This window comes from Streptomyces xanthophaeus (genome assembly GCF_030440515.1).
Taxonomy (GTDB): Bacteria; Actinomycetota; Actinomycetes; order Streptomycetales; family Streptomycetaceae; genus Streptomyces; species Streptomyces kutzneri.
Map to the genome: position 1 here is coordinate 5,093,494 of NZ_CP076543.1, position 23,504 is coordinate 5,116,997.

General features: G+C 72.3%; 19 protein-coding genes and 1 tRNA gene. 18 read left to right on the forward strand and 2 right to left on the reverse strand.

Annotation, left to right across the window (positions count from 1 at the left end; genetic code table 11):
- Positions 1 to 81 precede the first annotated feature (81 nt).
- Together KO717_RS22565 and KO717_RS22570 are read left to right on the forward strand one after the other, a co-directional pair.
- A complete protein-coding gene (locus KO717_RS22565) occupies positions 82 to 1,485 on the forward strand; it encodes an NAD-dependent malic enzyme (protein ID WP_301370727.1) in 1,404 nt (467 codons plus the stop codon).
- A 341-nt stretch (positions 1,486 to 1,826) separates the two neighbouring features.
- Positions 1,827 to 2,108: an HU family DNA-binding protein gene (locus tag KO717_RS22570; protein WP_007264399.1), complete on the forward strand. Its 282-nt coding sequence runs from the start codon at positions 1,827 to 1,829 to the stop codon at positions 2,106 to 2,108.
- 441 nt (positions 2,109 to 2,549) lie between these two features.
- Here the strand turns inward: KO717_RS22570 and murA are convergent, their stop codons facing one another.
- The gene (gene murA, locus KO717_RS22575) at positions 2,550 to 3,893 is read right to left on the reverse strand and encodes a UDP-N-acetylglucosamine 1-carboxyvinyltransferase (protein ID WP_030010731.1); all 1,344 of its coding nucleotides are present in this window, start codon (positions 3,891 to 3,893) and stop codon (positions 2,550 to 2,552) included.
- Positions 3,894 to 4,156: 263 nt separating this feature from the next.
- On the opposite strand from murA, the gene KO717_RS22580 reads away from it, so the two are divergent.
- From KO717_RS22580 to KO717_RS22635, 12 genes are all read left to right on the forward strand, one after another.
- A complete protein-coding gene (locus KO717_RS22580) occupies positions 4,157 to 4,717 on the forward strand; it encodes a YqgE/AlgH family protein (RefSeq protein WP_301370743.1) in 561 nt (186 codons plus the stop codon).
- Between the two features lie 29 nt (positions 4,718 to 4,746).
- A complete protein-coding gene (locus KO717_RS22585) occupies positions 4,747 to 5,031 on the forward strand; it encodes a DUF3039 domain-containing protein (RefSeq protein ID WP_030010729.1) in 285 nt (94 codons plus the stop codon).
- A gap of 181 nt (positions 5,032 to 5,212) precedes the next feature.
- Positions 5,213 to 6,850: a beta-N-acetylhexosaminidase gene (locus tag KO717_RS22590; RefSeq protein ID WP_301370747.1), complete on the forward strand. Its 1,638-nt coding sequence runs from the start codon at positions 5,213 to 5,215 to the stop codon at positions 6,848 to 6,850.
- Between the two features lie 319 nt (positions 6,851 to 7,169).
- Positions 7,170 to 8,054 (forward strand): FAD binding domain-containing protein, encoded by an 885-nt coding sequence (locus tag KO717_RS22595; protein ID WP_301374672.1) that lies wholly within the window; start codon positions 7,170 to 7,172, stop codon positions 8,052 to 8,054.
- Positions 8,051 to 10,096 (forward strand): (2Fe-2S)-binding protein, encoded by a 2,046-nt coding sequence (locus KO717_RS22600; RefSeq protein WP_301370749.1) that lies wholly within the window; start codon positions 8,051 to 8,053, stop codon positions 10,094 to 10,096. Before KO717_RS22595 ends, KO717_RS22600 begins: the two co-directional genes overlap by 4 nt.
- A 53-nt stretch (positions 10,097 to 10,149) precedes the next feature.
- The gene (locus KO717_RS22605; RefSeq protein ID WP_301374674.1) at positions 10,150 to 12,438 is read left to right on the forward strand and encodes a xanthine dehydrogenase family protein molybdopterin-binding subunit; all 2,289 of its coding nucleotides are present in this window, start codon (positions 10,150 to 10,152) and stop codon (positions 12,436 to 12,438) included.
- 168 nt (positions 12,439 to 12,606) lie between these two features.
- Entirely contained in the window at positions 12,607 to 13,164 is a 558-nt protein-coding gene (locus tag KO717_RS22610) for a hypothetical protein (protein ID WP_301370751.1), read from the forward strand.
- Positions 13,164 to 14,618 (forward strand): WXG100 family type VII secretion target, encoded by a 1,455-nt coding sequence (locus KO717_RS22615; RefSeq protein ID WP_301370753.1) that lies wholly within the window; start codon positions 13,164 to 13,166, stop codon positions 14,616 to 14,618. The genes KO717_RS22610 and KO717_RS22615 overlap by 1 nt, the downstream gene beginning before the upstream one ends.
- A gap of 21 nt (positions 14,619 to 14,639) precedes the next feature.
- Positions 14,640 to 15,821, forward strand: coding sequence for a type VII secretion-associated serine protease mycosin (gene mycP, locus KO717_RS22620; RefSeq protein WP_301370755.1), 1,182 nt, complete (start codon positions 14,640 to 14,642; stop codon positions 15,819 to 15,821).
- Between the two features lie 45 nt (positions 15,822 to 15,866).
- Positions 15,867 to 16,292, forward strand: a complete 426-nt coding sequence (locus KO717_RS22625) for a hypothetical protein (protein ID WP_301370756.1) — start codon at positions 15,867 to 15,869, stop codon at positions 16,290 to 16,292.
- Positions 16,293 to 16,301: 9 nt separating this feature from the next.
- A complete protein-coding gene (locus KO717_RS22630) occupies positions 16,302 to 18,584 on the forward strand; it encodes a hypothetical protein (RefSeq protein WP_301370758.1) in 2,283 nt (760 codons plus the stop codon).
- 32 nt (positions 18,585 to 18,616) lie between these two features.
- Positions 18,617 to 19,135: a hypothetical protein gene (locus KO717_RS22635; RefSeq protein WP_301370760.1), complete on the forward strand. Its 519-nt coding sequence runs from the start codon at positions 18,617 to 18,619 to the stop codon at positions 19,133 to 19,135.
- Positions 19,136 to 19,191: 56 nt separating this feature from the next.
- On the opposite strand, the gene KO717_RS22640 is transcribed toward KO717_RS22635, so the two are convergent.
- Positions 19,192 to 19,263, reverse strand: a tRNA-Cys gene (locus KO717_RS22640).
- Between the two features lie 180 nt (positions 19,264 to 19,443).
- Here KO717_RS22640 and KO717_RS22645 point away from each other — a divergent pair.
- The 4 genes from KO717_RS22645 (at position 19,444) to KO717_RS22660 (ending at position 23,369) form a co-directional block, all read left to right on the forward strand.
- Positions 19,444 to 20,955 (forward strand): MFS transporter, encoded by a 1,512-nt coding sequence (locus KO717_RS22645; protein ID WP_301370762.1) that lies wholly within the window; start codon positions 19,444 to 19,446, stop codon positions 20,953 to 20,955.
- 188 nt (positions 20,956 to 21,143) lie between these two features.
- A complete protein-coding gene (locus KO717_RS22650) occupies positions 21,144 to 21,320 on the forward strand; it encodes a hypothetical protein (protein WP_301370764.1) in 177 nt (58 codons plus the stop codon).
- Entirely contained in the window at positions 21,317 to 21,448 is a 132-nt protein-coding gene (locus tag KO717_RS22655; protein ID WP_301370766.1) for a hypothetical protein, read from the forward strand. The genes KO717_RS22650 and KO717_RS22655 overlap by 4 nt, the downstream gene beginning before the upstream one ends.
- 136 nt (positions 21,449 to 21,584) lie before the next feature.
- Positions 21,585 to 23,369 (forward strand): DEAD/DEAH box helicase, encoded by a 1,785-nt coding sequence (locus tag KO717_RS22660; protein WP_052874215.1) that lies wholly within the window; start codon positions 21,585 to 21,587, stop codon positions 23,367 to 23,369.
- The last annotated feature ends 135 nt before the right edge of the window (positions 23,370 to 23,504 follow it).

The following is a 23,504-nucleotide window of genomic DNA, read 5'->3' on the forward strand; positions in this document are numbered from 1 at the left end:
GGACAACAGGTCCTGCCGCACCTGCTGTGCAGCGGGGCTCTGTGTGTTACAGCGAACCAGGGACAGAAGAGGAACACGGCCATGGCAACGGCGCCCAGCGTCTCGTATTCGATGACGGTCCGTCTGGAAGTGCCCGCGAGCGGAACCGCGGTCTCCCAGCTCACCACCGCCGTGGAGTCCTCCGGCGGATCGGTCACCGGCCTCGACGTGACCGCATCCGGCCACGAGAAGCTCCGGATCGACGTCACCATCGCCGCGACCTCCACCGCGCACGCGGACGAGATCGTCGAGAAGCTGCGCGGCATCGAGGGCGTCAGCCTCGGCAAGGTCTCCGACCGCACCTTCCTGATGCACCTCGGCGGCAAGATCGAGATGGCGTCCAAGCACCCCATCCGCAACCGTGACGACCTCTCCATGATCTACACCCCGGGCGTGGCCCGCGTGTGCATGGCGATCGCCGAGAACCCCGAGGACGCGCGCCGCCTCACCATCAAGCGCAACACCGTCGCAGTCGTGACGGACGGCTCCGCCGTGCTGGGCCTGGGCAACATCGGCCCGATGGCCGCCATGCCGGTCATGGAGGGCAAGGCGGCCCTCTTCAAGCGCTTCGCCGACATCGACGCCTGGCCGATCTGCCTGGACACCCAGGACCCCGACGAGATCGTGGCCGTCGTCAAGGCCATCGCCCCCGGCTTCGCCGGCATCAATCTCGAGGACATCTCCGCGCCGCGCTGCTTCGAGATCGAGGCCCGGCTGCGCGAGGCCCTCGACATCCCCGTCTTCCACGACGACCAGCACGGCACCGCGATCGTCGTGCTCGCGGCGCTCACCAACGCACTGCGCGTGGTGGGTAAGGCAGTTGGCGATGTCAAGGTCGTCATGTCGGGCGCCGGCGCGGCCGGTACGGCCATCCTCAAGCTGCTCCTCGCGGCGGGCGTCAAGAACGCGGTGAGCGCCGACATCCACGGCGTCGTGCACGCGGACCGCCCCGACCTCGTCGACGCGGCCGCGGACTCCCCGCTGCGCTGGATCGCCGACAACACCAACCCCGAGGGCTACACGGGCACGCTGAAGGAGGCCGTGGTCGGCGCCGACGTGTTCATCGGCGTCTCGGCCCCGAACGTGCTGTCCGGCGAGGACGTCGCCGCCATGGCGGAAGGCGCGATCGTGTTCGCGCTCGCGAACCCGGACCCCGAGGTGGACCCGGCCGTCGCCCGCCAGACCGCCGCCGTCGTGGCCACCGGCCGCTCCGACTTCCCGAACCAGATCAACAACGTGCTGGTCTTCCCGGGCGTCTTCCGCGGTCTGCTGGACGCTCAGTCCCGCACCGTGAACACGGAGATGATGCTGGCCGCCGCGAGCGCGCTGGCGGACGTCGTGGGCGAGGACGAGCTGAACGCGAACTACATCATCCCGTCGGTGTTCAACGACAAGGTCGCGGGTGCGGTCGCGGGCGCCGTCCGCAAGGCTGCCTCGGGAGCCTGAGCCCTGCTGTGACGGCCCTCACGGCGGTCCGATACCGGCGCGTCGCGAGATGCGGGCCCGACGGGCCGCCTCTAGGGTTTGCGGGGATGCCCGCGAGGTCCGCGGTCCGCGGCGGCGCGTGAGCGAAGACGTGGACGGAGCGTCACCGCGGCGTGACTGTGGCGCTTTTCGTGTGACCCCGACGGGTGCCGGATTGGCTTTCCCGCCGCTGGTGGGGGCAGGATGCGTAACCGGGCGAGAGGGTCTGACGTTCAGACCCGGGTCCGGGGACTGTCCTAGGGCCCTGGCAGCATCGGCTTCGATCTCACGCCTCTAAGGCAAGTTGAACACGGGAGTACAACATGAACCGCAGTGAGCTGGTGGCCGCTCTGTCCGAGCGCGCCGAGGTGACCCGCAAGGACGCCGACGCCGTTCTGGCCGCGCTCGCCGAGACCGTCGGCGAGATTGTCGCCAAGGGCGACGAGAAGGTCACCATCCCCGGCTTCCTGACCTTCGAGCGCACCCACCGTGCCGCTCGCACCGCGCGCAACCCGCAGACCGGCGACCCCATCCAGATCCCGGCCGGCTACAGCGTGAAGGTCTCCGCGGGCTCCAAGCTCAAGGAAGCCGCCAAGGGCAAGTAGGTCCTGCCCCGGCGCCGAGGGCCGCACAGGCCTTTGGAACGGCAGTAGTACGCAGAACGACGATGGGCGGTCACCCCCGGGCGGGGTGGCCGCCCTTCGGCATGTCCGGGGCCGGACGCGGGCCGGTGGGCCCCGACGGGCGCGGGACCGCCCCGGGCCGCCCGGCGGGCCTGGCAGGCCCTGTGAGGGCCCGTCAGGGGCCTGGCGGGGCCCAGGTATGCCACCGGCACGTCCCGCCGGGCCGCGGTGCGGCTCCGTACGGCTCCGTGAGGCTCCGTACGGGCCGGTGCGGGCCGGTGCGGGCCCTGGCCGGCATGGGGTGGGGCATCCGGTCGGGCGGCGGGCCGGGCCTCGGCCGGGGCACGGAAAAGCCCCCCGGGCCCTGTGCGGGCCCGGGGGGCTTTCTGCGTACGTCCGGGAGTCCGGGCGTCCGGGTACGGCTCAGGCGAGGTCGCCGCCCGGGAGCTCGACCTTCGCGCCGAGTTCCACGAGCTTCTCCATGAAGTTCTCGTAGCCGCGGTTGATCAGGTCGATGCCGTGGACCCGCGAGGTGCCCTCGGCGGCCAGGGCCGCGATCAGGTACGAGAACCCGCCGCGCAGGTCGGGGATGACCAGGTCGGCGCCCTGCAGCTTGGTGGGGCCGGAGACGACCGCCGAGTGCAGGAAGTTGCGCTGGCCGAAGCGGCAGGCGCTGCCGCCCAGGCACTCGCGGTACAGCTGGATGTGAGCACCCATCTGGTTGAGCGCCGAGGTGAAGCCGAGCCGGGACTCGTAGACCGTCTCGTGGACGATCGACAGGCCGGAGGCCTGCGTCAGGGCCACGACGAGCGGCTGCTGCCAGTCGGTCTGGAAGCCGGGGTGGACGTCCGTCTCCAGCGCGATGGCGTTGAGCGGGCCGCCCGGGTGCCAGAAGCGGATGCCGTCGTCGTCGATCTCGAACGCCCCGCCGACGCGGCGGAAGGTGTTCAGGAACGTCATCATCGAGCGCTGCTGGGCGCCGCGCACGTAGATGTTGCCGCCGGTGGCGAGCGCCGCGGAAGCCCAGGAGGCGGCTTCCAGGCGGTCCGGGAGGGCCTTGTGGTTGTAGCCGCCGAGGCGGTCGACGCCCGTGATCCGGATGGTCCGGTCGGTGTCGACGGAGATGATCGCGCCCATCTTCTGCAGGACGCAGATGAGGTCTTCGATCTCCGGCTCCACCGCGGCGTTGCTGAGCTCGGTGACGCCCTCGGCCAGGACGGCCGTCAGCAGCACCTGCTCGGTCGAGCCGACCGACGGGTAGGGGAGGCGGATCTTGCAGCCGCGCAGGCGCTGCGGGGCTTCCAGGTACTGGCCGCCCTCGCGCTTCTCGATGGTCGCGCCGAACTGGCGGAGCACGTCGAAGTGGAAGTCGATCGGCCGACCGCCGATGTCGCAGCCGCCCAGGCCCGGGATGAAGGCGTGGCCGAGCCGGTGCAGCAGGGGGCCGCAGAACAGGATCGGGATGCGCGAGGAGCCCGCGTGGGCGTCGATGTCCGCGACGTTCGCGCTCTCGACGTGGGTGGGGTCGAGCACGAGCTCGCCCGGCTCCTCGCCGGGACGGACCGTCACCCCGTGCAGCTGGAGCAGCCCGCGGACGACGCGCACGTCGCGGATGTCGGGAACGTTGCGCAGCCGGCTGGGTTCGCTGCCGAGCAGAGCGGCGACCATGGCCTTGGGCACGAGGTTCTTCGCACCACGGACACGGATCTCGCCCTCGAGCGGGGTACCGCCGTGGACAAGCAGTACATCGTCACTGATGCCGGTCATGAATCTCGCGTTCCGGAGAGGGGTGGGCAGGGGGCCAGGGAAAAGGGTAAGGGCCACCACCCCCTTGTTCGTAAGGCCGACGTGGCCGTAGGACTGTCATGAATTCGGCACAACACCCTCCGTATCCACCACATGGCGGAGTGTTGCGTTCCGCCTACGCCGTCCGTGCGCGCTCCTCGCTGCTGCCGTGCGCCCTGAGCTGCGATCGATCCGATCTTCCCGCCCGCTCCCCGGAATCGGCCGATGTGCGGGATCATGGCGGCATGACCGAGGTGTCCTCCCTCACAGGGCGGCTGCTCGTGGCCACCCCCGCCCTCGCGGACCCGAACTTCGACCGCGCGGTCGTGCTGCTGCTCGACCACGACGAGCAGGGCTCCCTCGGCGTGGTCCTGAACAGGCCGACTCCCGTGGGCGTCGGCGACGTCCTGCTGCCCTGGGCGCCCCTGGCGGGCGACCCCGGGGTGGTCTTCCAGGGCGGGCCGGTGGCCATGGACTCGGCCCTGGGCGTGGCGGTGATCCCGGGCGAGGAGGGTCCGCTCGGCTGGCGCCGCGTGTACGGGGCGATCGGACTGGTCGACCTGGAGACGCCGCCGGAGCTGCTGGCCGCGGCCCTGGGCGGCCTGCGGATCTTCGCCGGCTACTCAGGCTGGGGCCCGGGCCAGCTGGAGGCGGAGCTCAGCGAGGGCGCCTGGTACGTGGTGGAGTCGGAGCCCGGGGACGTGTCCTTCCCGGATCCGGAGCGGCTGTGGCGGGCGGTGCTGCGCCGCCAGCGCAGCGACCTCGCGATGGTCGCCACCTATCCGGACGACCCGTCGCTCAACTGACGGGCGCGGGGTTAAGTACCCTGGGTTCCATGAGCACTCTTGAGCCCGAGCGCGGGACTGGCACGGGGACCCTCGTAGAGCCGACGCCGCAGGTGTCGCACGGTGACGGCGACCACGAGCGCTTCGCCCACTACGTCCAGAAGGACAAGATCATGGCGAGCGCGCTCGACGGGACCCCCGTCGTCGCGCTCTGCGGCAAGGTCTGGGTACCGGGCCGGGACCCGAAGAAGTACCCGGTCTGCCCCATGTGCAAGGAGATCTACGAGTCCATGGGCCCCGGCGGGGACAAGGACAAGGGCGGCAAGGACAAGTAGTCCACCCCCGGCCCTCCGTCTTCCGCGGGACCGAGACCGACCGAGACCCCCGGTGCGCCACAGTGCGCCCGGGGGTCTTTGCCGTGCCCGTGGGGCGCGTTAGGGTCGGCGCGACGAGCGCCCTGCGGAACGAGCGTTGCGCAGGACGCAACACGCGCACGCCGCCGTGAAGGGCTGACGCATGGACCTGATCCCCGCACCCCGGGTCGCCGTTCCCGACGAAGGAGGGCGCCGCTTCGCGTTCGGGCCCGAGCCGGTCCTGGACGCCGGGCCGGGAGCCGCGGCGGTCGCGCGCTGGCTGCGGCGCGAACTGGGCGCGGCCACCGGCTGGGAGCTGCCCGCCGCCGGGGCCGGCGTCACCGCCGAGCTGCGGCTGCGCGTCGACCCGGACGTCGCCGGGGAGCTCGGCCCGGAGGCGTACCGCATCGAGATCGGCCCGGACGGGGCGGAGCTGACGGGCGCGACGGCGGCCGGGCTGTTCTGGGGCGCCCAGACGCTGCGTCAGCTGCTGGGGCCCGACGCGTACCGCAGGGCGCCGCTGCCCGGCCGCAAGTGGAGCCTGCCGTACGCCTCCGTCGTGGACGGCCCGCGGTTCGGCTGGCGCGGGATGATGCTGGACGTGGCCCGGCACTTCATGCCCAAGGACGGCGTGCTGCGCTACATCGACCTGCTCGCCGCGCACAAGCTCAACGTGCTGCACCTGCACCTGACCGACGACCAGGGCTGGCGGATCGAGATCGAGCGCTACCCGAGGCTGACCGAGGTCGGCGGCTGGCGCCCGCGCAGCCGGTGGGGCCACCGGGCCTCGCCGCTGTGGAACGAGACCCCGCACGGCGGCTTCTACACGCAGGACGACATCCGCGAGATCGTCGCGTACGCCGCCGAGCGGCACGTCCGGGTGGTCCCGGAGATCGACGTACCGGGGCATTCGCAGGCCGCGATCGCCGCGTACCCGGAGCTGGGCAACACCGACGTCGTCGACACCTCCGCGCTCGGGGTCTGGGAGGACTGGGGGATCACCGAGAACGTGCTCGCGCCCACCGAAGCCGTGCTGCGCTTCTACGAAGGGGTCTTCGAGGAGCTGCTGGAGCTGTTCCCGGCCGAGGTCTCACCCTTCGTGCACGTGGGCGGGGACGAGTGCCCCAAGGCGCAGTGGAGGGCCTCCGCGGTCGCCCAGGAGCGGATCCGGGAGCTGGGCGTGGACGGGGAGGACGGTCTGCAGTCCTGGTTCGTCCGGCACTTCGACGGCTGGCTCGCCGCGCGCGGGCGGCGGCTGATCGGCTGGGACGAGATCCTGGAGGGCGGGCTCGCGGTCGGCGCCGCCGTGTCCTCGTGGCGCGGCTACGCGGGCGGGATCGCCGCCGCCGAGGCCGGGCACGACGTGGTCATGTGCCCCGAGCAGCAGGTGTACCTGGATCACCGGCAGGCGGGCGGCGCGGACGAGCCGATGCCCATCGGGTACGTGCGCTCGCTGGAGGACGTCTACCGCTTCGAGCCGGTGCCGCCGACGCTGTCGCCGGAGGCCGCCGCCCGGGTGCTGGGCGCGCAGGCCAACGTGTGGACCGAGGTGATGGAGAACCAGGGCAGGGTCGACTACCAGGTGTTCCCGAGGCTGGTGGCCTTCGCCGAGGTGGTGTGGTCACGGCAGCCGGCACCCGAGGAGCGCGACTTCGCGTGGTTCGAGGGGCGGATGGCCGCGCACTACGCGCGGTTGGCCGCGCAGGGGGTCGATTACCGGCCGCCGGGCGGGCCGTTGCCGCGGCAGCGGAGGCCCGGCGTGCTCGGGCGTCCGATCGAGGGCGCGCCCCCGAACGTGTGACAAGTGGAGGGCGGCGCCGACCCGAACCGAAAGGGAACGGGAGTGGAACTCTGCCTCAATTTCCCCATAGACGGGGAAAATCGGGCAATCAGGGAGAAGGGTCGCCGAAGGCGGTGCGACAGGGCCGTACGCCCCGTACGGGGCACCGCGCCCGGGGCGGGCCGCAGCGGGCAGACCCTCGCGCCGGGCGGCCCGGAAGATGTGCCAGAGTTGCCACGTCCCGGCGGTGAGGACGTACCGTACGGCGGAACAGGCGTGAGCGCCGGAACCGGGACATCGGGAAGGGGCAGCTGGGTTGACCACGCACGCACCGCACGCACTGGATTCACCTCAGGGGCCGCAGGGCCCGCAGGCGGCGCAGTCCGTGACGCTGCCGGCCTCGCTCGACGAGGCCGTGGCGGCGCTCACCGCCATGCCCGCCGCCGTGCCGGTCGCGGGCGGCACCGACCTGATGGCCGCCGTCAACGCCGGGCTGCTGCGGCCCGCCGCACTGGTGGGCCTGGGCCGGATCAACGAGATCCGCGGCTGGCAGTACCAGGACGGCCACGCGCTGCTCGGTGCGGGCCTCACGCACGCCCGGATGGGACGGCCGGATTTCGCCGCTCTGATCCCCCGGCTCGCGGCCGCGGCCCGGGCCGCCGGCCCCCCGCAGATCCGCAACGCGGGCACCCTCGGCGGCAACATCGCCACCGCCGCGCCCACGGGTGACGCACTGCCCGTGCTGGCCGCGCTGGAGGCCGTACTCGTCATCGTGGGCCCGGGCGGGCAGCGGGAGATCCCAGTGTCGTACCTGCTGGCCGGGCGGGAGATGCTGCGGCCCGGTGAACTGATCGGCTTCGTGCGGGTGCCGCTGCTGCACGCACCGCAGGTGTTCCTGAAGGCCACGGGCCGTACCGGCCCGGGGCGTGCCGTGGCGTCCGTGGGGCTCGTCCTGGATCCCGCGCGCCGGGGCGTGCGCTGCGCCATCGGCGCGGTCGCCCCGATGCCGCTGCGGCCGCTGGAGGCCGAGCAGTGGGTGGCCTCGCTGATCGACTGGGACGGCGGGCGGACCCTGGCCCCCGAGGCGCTGGAGGCCTTCGGCGAGTACGTCGCGGCCGCGTGCGTGCCCGACCAGGGCGAGCCGGTGGCTCCCGGAGTACTGCATCTGCGGCGGACGGTGGCCGTGCTGGCGCGCAGGGCCCTGGGGAGGGCGCTGACCTCATGAGCGAGAACGAGAACGAGAACGTGACCCAGGGGAACGGCACGACGGGCTGGGGCTGGGAACCGGTCCCGCAGGGCGGCGAGTACGACTCGGACGCCACGGCCTTCGTGAAACTGCCGCAGGACATGCTGGACGCGCTCGGCACCGGGGAGCCGCTCGCGGCGCCCGGGCACGGCTACGTGCCGCCGCCGATGATCGTGCCGCTCGGCTCGGCCACCACGGATCCGGCGGCCACGGGGACGTGGACGATTCCGGTGCAGTGGCCGGAGGCGGGCGGCCCGGCGGGTGGTGCCGGTGCTGCGGGTGCTGCGGGTCAGGGCCCGGGCTCCGGGTCGGTGGGAGGCCCGATCCCGGCGTCGATCCCGATCCCGGCGTCGGTCGCGGCGGCGTTCGCCGAGGCGGAGCCGGAGCCGCCGGTGACCGATCCGAGCGAGACGGCCGAGTGGCGGTTCCCGGAAGCGGCGCAGGAGCCCGAGCAGGCCGGTCCGGCGACCGGGCAGTGGGCCGTGCCCGAGTTCAACGAATTCCCCGAGCAGTCGAACGACTACCGGCCGGGCGCTCTGGACGCCGACTGGAGCCAGGCCCCGGCGACGCTGCCGGGCGGCGCCCCGGCGCCGTGGGCGTACCTGACGCAGCAGCCGGCCGGGGCCCCCGACACGGACGCCGACACAAACGCCGGCGCCGCAGCCGGCGTGCTGCCCGGCACGGACGAGGCCGCGGCCGCTTCGGCCGCCGCCGCCGCGACCGCGCATGCCGCCGGACGGCTGATCGGCGGGCCCGGAGTGGGCGCCGCGGGACGTGGGCCGCGCGTGCTGGGCGGGCCCGGGGTGGGCACCCCCCTGCCCGAGGGCGAGCCGGTGCACCAGGCTCCGCACGACATCGAAGCCGCGCACGGCCCGGCGGCGGAGCACGCCGAGGGCGCCCGCGCCGCGGACCACGCGGGACAAGGCGAGTACGCGGGGCAGAGCGAGCACACGGGGCACGCAGGGCATGCGGTCCACGGGGAGTACGCCGGGCAGGGCGAGTACGCCGGGTACGCGGAGCAGGCCGCCGCTTCGGCCGCGTCGGCCGCCGCCGCGCAGCCGCCGGTGGCCCCCGCCGACCTGGATCTCTTCGGCGGGATCCGTCTCCAGACACCGGCCGCCGAGCCGGCGCAGCCCGCCGGCACCGACGGCCACGGCTTCACCGCGTTCGGCCACGCGCCGGAGCCCGGCCCCGAGGCCGCGCACGGGCCCGAGCACGGGCCCGCGCACGAGGCGGAGCCCGCCGCCGCGGAGCCCGCCGACCCCGGGAACGGGGACGGGCCGGCCGCGCAGGAGCCCCCGGCCGGCCTCACGCCGACCGATGGCACCGCCGATGGTGCGGACGCACTCCCGGACGAGGGCACCACCGAAGGTTTCCCGGCCGAGGTGGCGACGTACGAAGAAGACGCGACCGCCGGGGCCGTCGCCCATCACGAGCACCCGTCGGCCTCCTACGTCCTGCGCGTCAACGGCGCCGACCGGCCCGTCACCGGCGCCTGGATCGGCGAGTCCCTCCTGTACGTGCTGCGCGAGCGGCTCGGCCTCGCGGGCGCCAAGGACGGCTGCTCGCAGGGCGAATGCGGCGCCTGCGCCGTGCAGGTCGACGGCCGGCTCGTCGCCTCCTGCCTGGTACCGGCCGCCACGGCCGCGGGCAGCGAGGTGCGCACCGTCGAGGGTCTCGCGACGGGCGGGGAACTCTCGGACGTCCAGCAGGCGTTGTGCAGGTCGGGTGCGGTGCAGTGCGGGTTCTGCGTACCCGGCATGGCCATGACCATCCACGACCTGCTGGAGGGCAATCACGCCCCCAGCGAGCTGGAGACCCGTCAGGCCCTGTGCGGCAACCTCTGCCGCTGCTCCGGCTACGCGGGCGTCGTCGACGCCGTGCGCGAGGTCGTGGCCGAGCGCGAGGCGGCGGCCGCGGAGCCCGCGGCCCCGGGCGCCGGCGCAGGCGCACCGGAGCCGCGCATCCCGCACCAGGCAGCGCCCGGCGAGGGCGGCATCCACCACGGAGGCACGGCGTGAGCGGGCAGGACGCGGCGACGGCGACCACGACGGTCAACACCACGGTGACGGCCATGGCCGCCCCCGGTTCCGAGACCTTCGAACCACAGGTCCCGCGCGGAATCGGAGCCTCCGTCCCGGCCGCGGACACCCGCGCCAAGACCGAGGGCACCTTCCCCTACGCCGCCGACCTGTGGGCCGAGGGCCTCCTGTGGGCCGCCGTGCTGCGCTCCCCGCACGCCCACGCCCGGATCCTCTCCATCGACACCACGGCCGCCGCCGAGATGCCCGGCGTCCGCGCCGTCGTCACCCACGCCGACGTGCCCGGCGCCACCACCCACGGCCGCCGGATCGCCGACCGGCCGGTGTTCGCGCACGACGTCGTACGCCACCACGGCGAGGCCATCGCCGCCGTCGCCGCCGACCACCCCGACACCGCACGGCTCGCCGCCGCCGCGATCGCGGTCGAGTACGAGCTCCTCGACCCGGTCACCGACCCCGAGCAGTCCTTCGGCGCCCCCGCCCTGCACCCCGACGGCAACCTGATCCGGCACATCCCGCTCCGCTACGGCGACCCGGAAGCCACCGGCGACGTCGTGGTCGAGGGCCTGTACCGGATCGGCCGCCAGGACCCCGCCCCCATCGGCGCCGAGGCCGGACTGGCCGTGCCGCGCCCCGACGGCGGCGTGGAGCTCTACACCGCGTCCACCGACCCGCACACCGACCGCGACCTGGCCGCCGCCTGCTTCGGACTGGATCCGGACCGGGTGCGCGTCGTCGTCACCGGCGTGCCGGGCGCGACGGCCGACCGCGAGGACGCCGCCTTCCAGCTCCCGCTCGGCCTGCTCGCCCTGCGCACGGGCTGCCCGGTCAAACTGGCCGCCACCCGCGAGGAGTCCTTCCTCGGCCACACCCACCGCCACCCGACCCTGCTGCGCTACCGCCACCACGCGGACGCGGAGGGCCGGCTGGTCAAGGTCGAGGCCCAGATCCTGATGGACGCCGGCGCCTACGCCGATTCCTCCTCCGAGTCCCTGGCGGCGGCGGTGGCCTTCGCCTGCGGCCCGTACGTCGTCCCGCACGCCTTCGTCGAGGGCTGGGCGGTACGCACCAACAACCCGCCGTCGGGCCACGTCCGCGGCGAGGGCGCCATGCAGGTGTGCGCCGCCTACGAAGGCCAGATGGACAAGCTCGCGGCCGCCCTCGGCATCGACGGGGCCGAGCTGCGCCTGCGCAACGTCCTGGCGACGGGAGACCTGCTCCCCACCGGCCAGACGGTGACCTGCCCGGCCCCGGTGGCGGAACTGCTGCGCGCTGTCCGCGACTTCGAACTGCCCGCCCTGCCCAAGGACGCCCCGGAGGACGAGTGGCTGCTGCCCGGCGGCCCGGAGGGCGCGGGCGAGCCGGGCGCGGTACGGCGCGGGGTGGGCTACGGCGTCGGCATGGTCCACATGCTCGGTGCCGAGGGGACCGACGAGGTCTCCACGGCCACGGTGAAGGTGGTGGGCGGCGCGGCCACGGTCATCTGCGCGGCCGTCGACACCGGCCAGGGCTTCGCCACGCTGGCCCGGCAGATCGTCCAGGAGGTCCTGGGCGTCGACGAGGTCGCCATGGCCCCGGTGGACACCGACCAGCCGCCGGCCGGGCCGTCGGCGCACGGCCGCCACACGTGGGTGTCGGGCGGCGCGGTGGAGCGGGCGGCCAAGATGGTCCGCACCCAGCTCCTCCAGCCGATGGCCCACAAGCTGGGCATGTCGACGGAGCTCCTGCAGATCCAGGACGGCCGCATCACGTCGTACGACGGCGCGTTCTCGATGTCGGTGGCGGAAGCGATGGTCGGCAAGGAACTCTGGGCGACGGCCCAGTGCCGCCCCCACCCCACGGAACCCCTGGACGCGGACGGCCAGGGCGACGCCTTCGTGGGCCTCGCCTTCTGCGCGATCCGCGCGGTGGTGGACGTGGACATCGAACTGGGCTCGGTCCGGGTCGTGGAACTCGCGGTGGCCCAGGACGTGGGCCGCATCCTGAACCCCCGTCAGCTGGAGGCCCGTATCGAGGCGGGCGTCACCCAGGGCGTGGGCGCGGCCCTGACGGAGAACCTCCGCACGGTCTCCGGCCTGATCCGCCACCCGGACCTGACGGGCTACGCCCTGCCGACGGCGCTGGACGCCCCGGCGGTCCGCATCGTCAAACTGGTCGAAGAGCGTGACGTGGTGGCCCCGTTCGGCGCGAAGGCGGCGAGCGCGGTCCCGGTGGTGACGACCCCGGCGGCGGTGGCCTCGGCGGTCCGCGCGGCCACGGGCCGCCCGGTGAACCGCCTCCCGATCAGGCCTTCTGCGGCGGTGGGTACGCCCAACTCGTGACCGTGTGACCCGCATTGCACGTGCAACCCCGGACTTGGGCCTGTCGGTACCGGTCGCTAGAGTGATCGGTACCGGTGTACGTGTACGCGCGGACACGGGTGCGAACGGGGATGGGGAGCGGCGGAGACGCCGCGACCACGGGGATGACGGGGAGTCGGGGAGGCCAACGTGGCAGACGACAACGGGGCGAGCCAGGTGGCCGCAGCCCTCACGCTGGGGCTGCTGGGTCCGGTGGGCGGGATCGCGGGGGCGGCCTACAGCGCTGCCAGTGCGGCGCTGCGGATCGAGTTCGACTCGCTGAGCGAGTACAAGCGCATGGTGGACGGCCTGTTGGACGAACTCACCGGCTCGGACGCGGACCACAAGAAGCTGGCGGACGACAAACTGCCGGCGAGCAAGCTCGGTAAGGGCTTCGCGGAGGTCGACGCGCTGTTCAAGTCGTACGACACGGTCGTCACGGAGCTGCAGAAGCTCTCAAAGGGGCTGGCGGGGCAGATCGAGGCCCTGGGCATCGCGGTCCTCACGGCGGGCAAGGGCTACGGCGGTGTGGACGAGGAGACCAAGCAGCGCATGGCGTCCATCGCCAGGGATGCGCATGCGGCTTACGTGAAGGACCGTGACCCGTGGGTGGAGGAACAGCGCCGCCTCAAGGAAGCCAACCAGTCATCGATGTCCACGACTCCGACTCCGACTCCGACTCCCAGCACGTCGGGAAGTGACTTCTGATGGCAACGACACCCTTCGAACAGTTCACGCACCAGCAGATGCGGGACATGATCGCCTCGCTGGACCCCACCTCGGTCCAGGCGCGGGCCGACCAACTCGCGTCGGCCGCTGCGAAGATCAAGACGATCGGCGAGGCGCTCAAGCAGCACGTCGTGACCGGCTGGGAGGGCGAAGGCGCCGACGCCTTCCAGCTGTGGGTGGGCCGCGCGGGCAACGCGACGCTGCGCCTGGGCGAGTACAGCGCCAAGGGCGGGGAGTGGATGGGCAAGGTCGTCCAAACGATGACCGAGGCCACGAAGATGACCGCGGTCGACGCGACTGCGACGAAGAACCTCGCAGCGGCCATCGAGCACCACAACGACCCGGACGCTGCGAAGGTCCGCTCCGAGGCGCAGACGATTCTGGACGCGGACCACCGCGAGGCGGTCCGGCTGATGACGAACCTGGCGCAGTCGTACCAGCTGTCGTCCACGGAGATGGACAAGACACCGATCCCGACGTTCCCGCCGCCGCCTGAGCGGTTCGTGCCGGAGCGTAGCGACAGCATGGAAGCCATGGCGAGGCCCGGAGGAGGGTCGGGCGGTGGAGCCGGCTCGGATGGTTTCTCGCACACCGCGCCAGGCTCGTCGCACGGTACGTCCTCGGGTGATGCCGGATCTGTGACCGGTCGTCCGCCACAGCCGGACAGCTCGGTTCCCTCGGTGCATGTACCGTCGATTCCGGACCGTGAGGTGGATGTGGACCTCGACAGTGTCGCGACGCTTCCGGACCGGATAGCACCTCCGGTGACGACCACGCCTGCTCCGCTGCCCACAGTTCCTGTCAGTCCCACTCCCGGGCCCGTACTTCCGCCTATGGGCTTCCCGCCGGTCGGCGGTGTGAAGCCGCCCGGCCTGGCTGGTCCCGGTATCGGCCCGTACCCGGGTCTGGGCGGTCCCGGCATGCCCCCTCCCGGCGGCAAGGTCCTCGGCACGCCTGGACTGCCCCCGCGTGACAGCGGAATCATGGGCGGCCGCCCCGTGACGTCCACCGGCCCCAGCTCGGGTATCCCGCGGGGTACGGTCATCGGCGAAGGCGCCCAGGCAGGCCGTCCCATGGGGGGCGGAGGAATGGGCCACGGTGGCGGTGGCGCCCACGGCGGCAGCCAGGGAGGCTTCTCCGGCGGACGTCGGCTGGCCTCGGAGCCGGGAGGCGTCGTCGGAGGGCGTCAGACCGGTGCGGTCGGTCGCCCGGGCGTGGGCGGCCAGCCGTTCACCCAGGGCGGTTCGGGTCTCGTCCGCAATGGAGCCGGCGGCAGCGCGGGCATGAGGCCCATGGGCCACGCGGGCGGCGCCGGCACGCAGACCCCGGGTAAGCGAGGGAACGACCAGGGGGGCGAACGCCCCGACTACCTGGCCGAAGACGAAGAGACCTGGCAGGGCAGCCGTCGTGTTGTCCCGCCGGTGATCGACTGAGCAGAACGGACATTGCACGGGATGCGCATGCGCAAGGCGACCTCGGCCCTGGTGGGTCTGCTGCTGGCCGGGGTCGCCGCGACCCCGGCCCATGCGGAGACCATTCGATCGCAGCAATGGCATCTCGATGCCATGAAGGCGGACGAGATGTGGAAGATCAGCACTGGTAAGGGAGTCACCGTCGCGGTGATTGATACTGGTGTTAACCGCATCCCGGAGCTCGAAGGGCAGGTCCTCCCCGGTGCGGTCTTCCCCGCTGGCGATGCCCCCGCCGACAAGGACAACGACTATGCCGGTCATGGCACCGGCATGTCCGCGATGATCGCCGGCACCGGCAAACACCCGAGTGGTGATGGGGCCTACGGCCTCGCTCCCGGAGTCAAAATTCTTCCGATCCGTGTGCCTGAGCTGGGGGAGGACGCGAAGGCCCCATCCAAGGTCGCGGCCATTCGTTACGCGGCGGACTCGGATGCCAAGATCATCAACATCTCCATGGCTATAGGTGGGAAGCCGGAGGACGACAAGGAACGGGCCGAAGCGGTGAAGTACGCCCTGTCCAAGGGGAAACTGGTCTTCGCCGCCGTTGGTAACTTCGGGGATTCGACCAACGACGTTCTCTATCCCGCAGCTACCCCCGGAGTGGTGGGTGTCGGGGCAGTGGACGAGAGCGGTAAGCCGACCAACGAGTCGCAGCACGGTCCCCAGGTGGACATGGCCGCGCCTGGCATGGGCATCGTTGCGGCTTGCATCGTCAAGTCGGGGCTGTGCAAGACCCACGGCACCAGTGACGCCTCGGCCCTCGCCTCCGCCTCCGCCGCCCTCATCTGGTCCGCCCACCCCGACTGGACCAACAACCAGGTCCTGCGCGTGCTCCTGAACACCGCCGGGAAGCCCACCGACGGCGTCGAGCGCAACGACTACATCGGCTACGGCATCGTCCGCCCCCGCGTCGCGCTTACCAACCCCGGCGACCCCGGCCCGGCGGACGTCTATCCGCTGCCCGATCTCGCGGCGGCGGACACGGGCAAGAAGCCCTCCGCGTCCGCGGACGGCAAGGCCTCCGACGCGGCCGCGTCCAAGCCCGCGGCGCAGGCCGAGGAGAAGAAGAGCGGCAGCGCGCTTCCCTGGATCGGGCTCGGTCTGGCAGCCTGCGTGCTGATCGGTGGAGCCGTGACCGTGGTCGTCGTACGACGTAACCGCTGACCCGGGGCCGATCTGACCTGCACCCTGCCTTCGGGAGTTCACGCGATGTCGTTCGACGAGGAATGGTCGGCGGCTCGCGCCACGGCCACCGCCCATGTCACCATGCGCCTCAATCAGGTGCCCGCCGATCCCGGCGGCGGTGGCGGTGGCGGTGACCTCGACCTCAATCAGGACCACATCGGTGCGATCGGCTCCGAGGCGTACAAGCTGCACACGCGCCTGCAGACCGACGGCAAGCACGCCGCCACCGCCACCGCCGAAGCCGCCGGGGCCCTCACGAAGGAGGCCTTCGCCAGCGGGGCGGCGCTCCTCAAGGCCAACGGCGTCTGGGAGAGCCAGGTGAAGACCCTCGTGGCCGCCTGTGCCAACATCTCCAACGGCCTGAACTACTCGCTCGCCTCCCACGCCAAGGACGAGCAGCAGCTCCGGGCAGACTTCGCCGCGTCCGCGATAGACAGATACCTCAAGTAGGCGCCCCGCATGCTGACGTACGAGAACGTGATGAACGCGCCCCTGGACAAGCTCCAGACGGCCGTCACCGACTGGACGGCCATGGCCGGCAAGCTGGACGAGATGGCCGAGGCCGCCCGCAACGGCATGAAGGCGAAGTCCGACAAGGCCGAGTGGAGCGGGGTCACCGCAGGAGTGGCGCGGCCGTTCGTCGACAAGACGGCCAAGGAGTTCGAGGACGCGGCCAAGGCCGCCAAGGGCATGTACCAGGTCCTCGCCGACGCGCACGCGACGTTCAAGGCCGCCCAGGACGCGCTGAAGAAGCTCGCCGCGGAGGCTCCGGCGGCCGGCTTCCAGGTCGATGCCGACGGGCGTGTCACGGCCATTCCGCTGCCCACCGAGGGGGAGCGGAACGCGGCCCGGCACGACCCCGACTACCAGGCGACCCTGAACACGGCCCGCAACGCGTGGCAGTCCCGGATCAACCGGGCGGTCGAGGACGCGCAGGACGCCGACGACTCCCTGGTCCGGGTGCTCCAGGCGAACCTCGCGGACGAGCACGACTTCAGCGGAGCGAAGTTCACCACCCTCGATGCCGAACAGGCGGCCCGCGCCGCCGACCTGATGAAGAAGGTCACCGGCGAGGGCGGCACGGCGCGCAACGTCGAGGCGCTGCGCGAGCTGGAGGAACTGCTCGACGACAACCGTACGGACCCCGAGTTCTCCACGGGCTTCTACCGGACGATCGGCGCCGAGGGCACGCTGGAGATGTACTCCAAGATGTCCCTCGACGCGACCGGCCTGGGGGCGCCCGGCAAGGACCGTGCGCTGATGGTCGCGAACATCCAGAGCGACATGGGCGCGATGCTCGGGCTCGCGACGCACAAGGACGTCCCCAACCACCTCGACGCGGCCTGGACGACCCAGCTGATGAAGGCGGGCCGCAAGGAGATGGCCGTCTACGGCGGCGTGCAGCAGATCTACGGCTACCAGGCACTGGGCGCGCTGCTGCGCGAGGGGAAGTACGACACGGAGTTCCTCACCTCGGTCGGCCGCGACATGGTCGCCATGGACCGCAAGGACCCGAGGGCCTGGGAGTTCCACACCCCGTACGGTCTGGAGTCGGTCCTCAGCCAGGGCCAGGACGGCCGCGGCTTCTACCCGCTGACCGGCCTGATGGAGGCACTGGGCAACAACCCGGACGCGGCGACGGCCTTCTTCAACGAGCCGGTCCGCGAGGACAGCAACAAGGACGGCATCGTCACGAAGGACGACAAGCCGGTCTCGGGGCAGCACGGCAAGGACCAGGGCATGGTCGACTACATGCTCGACAAGAAGCCGTACATGGACAGCTTCGACATCAGCCGGACCGGCGACCTGCACCCGGCCCAGCAGGCGGTCGGCGATGCCCTGATGGCGGCGGTCTCGCACCGCGCCCCGGGTGACGAGGACTCGCCGCCGGTCCCGCACACCAAGGAGATGGCGGCCGTCATGGAACGGGTCGTCGAGAAGATCGGCGACAAGCCGGAGCTGGTCGACGCGGACCCGAAGGAACCGGACGGGCCGCTGAACGGGCTGTCCGGGCACTTCGGCCAGATGGCGGCCGAGTACATGCCGGACCTCCAGGCCGCCGCGGAGAACGGCAGCGGGACGATCAAGGCCAACGGCGAGATGGCCGAGTTCGACAAGGCCGGCATGGCCCGGTTCATCGGGGCGGTGGGCCAGGATCCGGACGCCTACGGCGCGATGACCACGGCCCAGCGGACCTTCACCACGGCCCTGGTCAATGACGTCTTCACCCATCGGGGCGAGTACGACGACGTCGACGCGGCCGTCAAGGTCGCGGTGCACCCGGGTGGCCAGATCGCAGGCATGCTGTCCGAGGCACGGGCGGAGGGCACGTTCGGCGACAACGCCCACAAGCAGGAGGAGTACGTCAAGGGCGTCGAGGACAACGCCAAGTGGGTCAACCGCGGTATCACCGCGGCGGGCGGCAAGTACCTCGAACTGGTGCCGCTGGCCGGCGACGTCGTCGAATGGCTCCAGGAGGACATCACGGAGAGCGTGGTCGAGGGGGCCGAGAAGGACGCCGCGAAGAAGGTCGAGGACAGCAACCAGAAGGCGGGCGAGGAGTACGTGCGTGCGCAGACCGGTGCGTCCGACTCCGCCGCGGCCTCGGTCCGCATCGCAGCCCGCGGATCCGGACTGTCCGAGCGAACCATCGACTCCTACGCCGGTGTCGCGTCCACGGAGACGGCGAACGCCTACTCGGTCGGCCGGGACCTGGTCGCCACCATGAACGGCGGATCATGATGACCGGCCCTCGTACTCGTACCCACCGTGCGGTGATCGCGGCCGCCGTGGGAGCGGCACTCCTCGCCGGCTGCTCCGACGGCAAGGCGTCGGCTGCGCCCGCACTGCCGGGGTCCACCTGTTTCGGGGCCTTCACACCGGCTGAGCTCGCGCCCCTCATGGGTACGGGGAAGGAGACGAAGGTGGACGGGCCGGCCGATGCACGCCTGACCGCCGGCCGGAAGAGCGCGCTCTGCAACATCTACGTGGACGGGAAGACCCGGTTCTTCGCGTCGGCGGAGCGTTTGCCACAGGGACAGCACTTCGTCTGGGCCCCTGCGGTCGATGAGCAGAAGCCGGAGCCGCTTCCCTTCGCGGAGAACAGCAAGCTGTGGGACAGCGGTGTCGCGGTCTTCCTCTCCTGCAACGGCCCCACCGAGGCCTTCGAGCTCAAGCTGTGGCTCGACGGCTCGACGGAGCAGATCGAGCAGGAGGAACGCCGCCCCTTGTTCGCGGGGCTCATGAAGAAGTACCTGGAGTTCGCCAAGGAACAGACCGGCTGCGGAGCCTGAGCCGGAAAAGGCGAAGGCCGCCCAGGGGTGCGCCTGCCCCTGGACGGCCCGCCGCGAAGCCGTGACCGGAATCGAACCGGCGTAACCCGCTTTGCAGGCGAGTCCCTCAACCACTCGGGCACACGGCTGTGTGGTGGTGACGTGCATGACGCTACGGGGGCCCGCGGGGCCGGGGAAGGGTTGCGCGGCCCGTGCAATGCGACTGCCATGCCGCGTTCACAGACCGTCCGGCCTAGGTCTCCGGGACCAGACCGGGATCCGTCGAATTGACAGGGCCACTCCGGGGCTACGCACCTTACTCTGGGGCGATGAGCGCCCTTGAACCCCGCGTGCCCCAGAGAACCGCACCGATCCCGCCCCCGCCCCGGGGCGGGATTCTCGGGCCCGCGTACCGGACGCTCAGCATCGGGATCATCTCCGTCGTCTTCCTCATCGCCTTCGAGGCCACCGCCGTCGGCACGGCCATGCCCGTCGCCGCCCGCGAGCTGGAGGGGATCGGGCTCTACGCCTTCGCCTTCTCCGCCTACTTCACCACCAGCCTCTTCGGCATGGTCCTGGCCGGCCAGTGGGCCGACCGGCAGGGGCCGCTGCGGCCGCTGACCGTCGGGATCGCCGCCTTCGCCTCCGGGCTCGTGATCTCCGGGACCGCCGGGGCCATGTGGGTGTTCGTCCTCGGCCGGGCCGTCCAGGGCTTCGGCGGCGGGCTGGTCATCGTCGCCCTGTACGTCGTCGTCAGCCGGGCCTACGAGGAGCGGCTGCGGCCCGCGATCATGGCCGCGTTCGCCGCGAGCTGGGTGGTCCCCTCGATCGTCGGGCCGCTGGCCTCCGGGACCGTCACCGAGCACCTCGGGTGGCGGTGGGTGTTCCTCGGGATACCGGCCCTCGTCGTCGTCCCGCTGGTGGTGGCGCTGCCCGCGATACGGCGGACCGCGTCCGGGCCCGTCGACCCCGACGCCCCGCCCGTGGCCTTCGACCGGCGGCGGATCCGGCTGGCCCTCGGGATCTCGCTGGGCGCGGGCCTGCTCCAGTACGCGGCCCAGGACCTGCGGTGGCTGTCGCTGGCGCCGGGCATCGCCGGCGCCGCCCTGCTCGTGCCCGCCGTGCTGGGGCTGCTGCCGCGCGGGACCTACCTGGCGCGGCGCGGGCTGCCGTCCGTGGTGCTGCTGCGCGGGGTCGCCGCCGGGTCGTTCATCGCGGCGGAGAGCTTCGTACCGCTGATGCTGGTCACCCAGCGGGGGCTGAGCCCGACGATGGCCGGGTTCTCACTCGCGCTGGGCGGGGTGACCTGGGCGGCGGGCTCGTGGGTGCAGTCCCAGAACCGGACCGCGCCCTACCGGGAACGGCTGATGATCGGCGGCATGGTGCTGGTGGCGCTGGCCATCGCCGCGGCGCCCGCCGTGCTGATCGAATCCGTGCCGGTGTGGACGCTGGCGCTGGCCTGGGCGGTCGGCTGCCTGGGCATGGGCCTGGTGATCGGCTCCACCAGCGTGCTGCTGCTCCAGCTGTCGGCGCCGGAGGAGGCCGGGGCCAACTCCGCCGCCCTCCAGATCTCGGACGCGCTGGCGAACGTGGTGCTGCTGGCCGGCGGGGGCGCCGCCTTCGCCGCGCTGGGCGGCGGTGCGGTGGGCGCCGCGCACACCGTGACCGCCGGCGCGCCGGCCTCGCACCCGGCCGCCTTCGCCGTGGTGTTCCTGCCGATGGCCTGCGTGGCGCTGGTCGGAGCCTGGGTGGCGACCCGGCTGGATCCCGCCAAAGATCCCGCCAAGGACCCCGCCAAGGACCCGGCCGAAGACCCCACCATGGACCCCGCCGAGCGGTGACCACCCGGGTCTGCCGGGCGTCGGAGTACGCGGCTGCGTGACGACCGGCCGCCCCACCACCGTTCCACCCATGACGAGCTCGTGCTCGACGCCGTGCGGGCGCCGCTGCGTGCCGAGCGGGACCGGGTCGGTGCCGAGGCACGCCGGCTCGCGCTGCGGCACGCGCCTCTGCCGAAGCGGCTCGGCGCATGAGTACCGCCACGACCCCGGTGCGCCACCTCACGCTCGCCGAGGTCCTGGACCTCGCCCGGCACGCCTGCCCGGCCCGGGACCAGCCGGTCGGGCTGCGCGCCCCCGGACTGCCGGAGTCGGCGGTGCACCGGCCGAGGGCCGCTGGCTCGCCGCGGCCACGTTCCTCGCCGTGAACGGCGCCGACCCCGGCGACGCGGAGCAGGCGATCGCGTACGGGCTGGTCATCGATGTGGCCGCCGGGCACGAGCCGGATGGTGCGCGGATCGGCCGCCGACCACGGGCGCCGACCGAAGCGGTGTGACGCTCGCCGCACCCGCCGAGGTCACGGGCCTGTCCCTCCGCGAGGGGCGGGCACGGGCCGGTAGGGTGGCCCGGTTGTCCTACGTACGACTGCCTGCCACCCGTACCAGATACGCCGAGAGCACGAACCGGAGACCGTGACTACTACCGCCTCCCACCATCTCTCACCCGCCTTCCCCGGCCGTGCCCCCTGGGGTACCGCCAACAAGCTGCGCGCCTGGCAGCAGGGGGCGCTCGACCGCTACATCCAGAACCAGCCGCGGGACTTCCTCGCGGTCGCCACGCCCGGCGCCGGCAAGACCACCTTCGCGCTCACCCTCGCCTCCTGGCTGCTGCACCACCACGTCGTGCAGCAGGTGACCGTCGTCGCGCCGACCGAGCACCTGAAGAAGCAGTGGGCGGAGGCGGCGGCCCGGATAGGCATCCGGCTCGACCCCGAGTACTCCGCCGGACCGCTCAGCAAGGACTACCACGGGGTCGCCGTCACCTACGCCGGTGTCGGCGTGCGGCCGATGCTGCACCGCAACCGCTGCGAGCAGCGCAAGACCCTCGTCATCCTCGACGAGATCCACCACGCCGGTGACTCGAAGTCCTGGGGCGAGGCCTGCCTGGAGGCCTTCGACCCGGCGACCCGGCGCCTGGCCCTGACCGGAACGCCCTTCCGGTCCGACACGAACCCGATCCCCTTCGTCACGTACGAGGAGGGCAACGACGGGATCCGCCGGTCCTCCGCCGACTACACCTACGGCTACGGGAACGCGCTCGGCGACGGCGTCGTCCGGCCGGTCATCTTCCTCTCCTACAGCGGCAACATGCGCTGGCGGACCAAGGCCGGCGACGAGATCGCCGCCCGGCTCGGCGAGCCGATGACCAAGGACGCCATCTCCCAGGCCTGGCGCACGGCGCTGGACCCGCGCGGCGACTGGATGCCGAACGTGCTGCGCGCCGCCGACCAGCGGCTGACGGAGGTCAGGAAGGGCATCCCGGACGCCGGCGGCCTCGTCATCGCCTCCGACCAGGACTCGGCGCGCGCCTACGCCAAGCTGCTGAGGGAGATCACCGGCAGCAAGGCGACCGTGGTGCTCTCCGACGACACCGGAGCGTCGAAGCGGATCGACGAGTTCAGCGAGGACGGCAGCCGCTGGATGGTCGCGGTCCGGATGGTGTCCGAGGGCGTCGACGTACCGCGCCTCGCGGTGGGCGTCTACGCCACCACCATTTCGACGCCGCTGTTCTTCGCGCAGGCCGTCGGCCGATTCGTGCGTTCGCGCAGGCGCGGCGAGACCGCGTCCGTGTTCCTGCCGACCATTCCTTACCTCCTCGGCTTCGCCAACGAGATGGAGGTCGAGCGCGACCACGTCCTCGACAAGCCGAAGAAGCAGGGCGAGGAGGATCCGTACGCCGAGTCCGAGAAGGAGATGGACGAGGCGAACAAGCAGGAGGACGAGGACACCGGCGAGGACGAGCAGATGTCCTTCGAGGCGCTGGAGTCCGACGCGGTCTTCGACCGGGTCCTCTACGACGGCGCCGAGTTCGGCATGCAGGCGCACCCGGGCAGCGAGGAGGAGCAGGACTACCTCGGTATCCCCGGGCTGCTGGAGCCGGACCAGGTGCAGATGCTGCTGCAGAAGCGGCAGTCGCGGCAGATCGCGCACAGCCGGCGCAAGCCGGACGCGGAGGCGGACCTGCTGGAGCTGCCGGCGGACCGGCGGCCCGTGGTCTCGCACAAGGAGCTGCTGGAGCTGCGCAAGTCGCTGAACACGATGGTGGGCGCCTACGTCCACCAGAGCGGCAAGCCGCACGGGGTGATCCACACGGAGCTGCGCCGGGTGTGCGGCGGGCCGCCGAGCGCGGAGGCGACCGCGGGGCAGCTGCGTGAGCGGATCAAGAAGGTGCAGGAGTGGGCCACCCGTATGCGGTGAGTTCCCACGAAGTGGGGGACGGGGTCCGGGCGGAGGTTCGCACGGACCCCGTCCGCCGTTACGCGGTCGGGCGGCGCCGGCGGCCGTTGATCGGCTTGGCCCCGCCGTCCGGCGTGGGCTGGTTGCGTGGACTCC

Coding starts and splice junctions, on each gene's coding strand:
- KO717_RS22565 (WP_301370727.1), top strand. CDS start 82: ATGGCAACGGCGCCCAGCGTCTCGTATTCGATGACGGTCCGTCTGGAA.
- KO717_RS22590 (WP_301370747.1), top strand. CDS start 5,213: ATGGACCTGATCCCCGCACCCCGGGTCGCCGTTCCCGACGAAGGAGGG.
- KO717_RS22570 (WP_007264399.1), top strand. CDS start 1,827: ATGAACCGCAGTGAGCTGGTGGCCGCTCTGTCCGAGCGCGCCGAGGTG.
- mycP (WP_301370755.1), top strand. CDS start 14,640: ATGCGCATGCGCAAGGCGACCTCGGCCCTGGTGGGTCTGCTGCTGGCC.
- murA (WP_030010731.1), bottom strand. CDS start 3,893: ATGACCGGCATCAGTGACGATGTACTGCTTGTCCACGGCGGTACCCCG.
- KO717_RS22645 (WP_301370762.1), top strand. CDS start 19,444: ATGAGCGCCCTTGAACCCCGCGTGCCCCAGAGAACCGCACCGATCCCG.
- KO717_RS22585 (WP_030010729.1), top strand. CDS start 4,747: ATGAGCACTCTTGAGCCCGAGCGCGGGACTGGCACGGGGACCCTCGTA.
- KO717_RS22630 (WP_301370758.1), top strand. CDS start 16,302: ATGCTGACGTACGAGAACGTGATGAACGCGCCCCTGGACAAGCTCCAG.
- KO717_RS22580 (WP_301370743.1), top strand. CDS start 4,157: ATGACCGAGGTGTCCTCCCTCACAGGGCGGCTGCTCGTGGCCACCCCC.
- KO717_RS22650 (WP_301370764.1), top strand. CDS start 21,144: ATGAGTACCGCCACGACCCCGGTGCGCCACCTCACGCTCGCCGAGGTC.
- KO717_RS22600 (WP_301370749.1), top strand. CDS start 8,051: ATGAGCGAGAACGAGAACGAGAACGTGACCCAGGGGAACGGCACGACG.
- KO717_RS22625 (WP_301370756.1), top strand. CDS start 15,867: ATGTCGTTCGACGAGGAATGGTCGGCGGCTCGCGCCACGGCCACCGCC.
- KO717_RS22605 (WP_301374674.1), top strand. CDS start 10,150: ATGGCCGCCCCCGGTTCCGAGACCTTCGAACCACAGGTCCCGCGCGGA.
- KO717_RS22615 (WP_301370753.1), top strand. CDS start 13,164: ATGGCAACGACACCCTTCGAACAGTTCACGCACCAGCAGATGCGGGAC.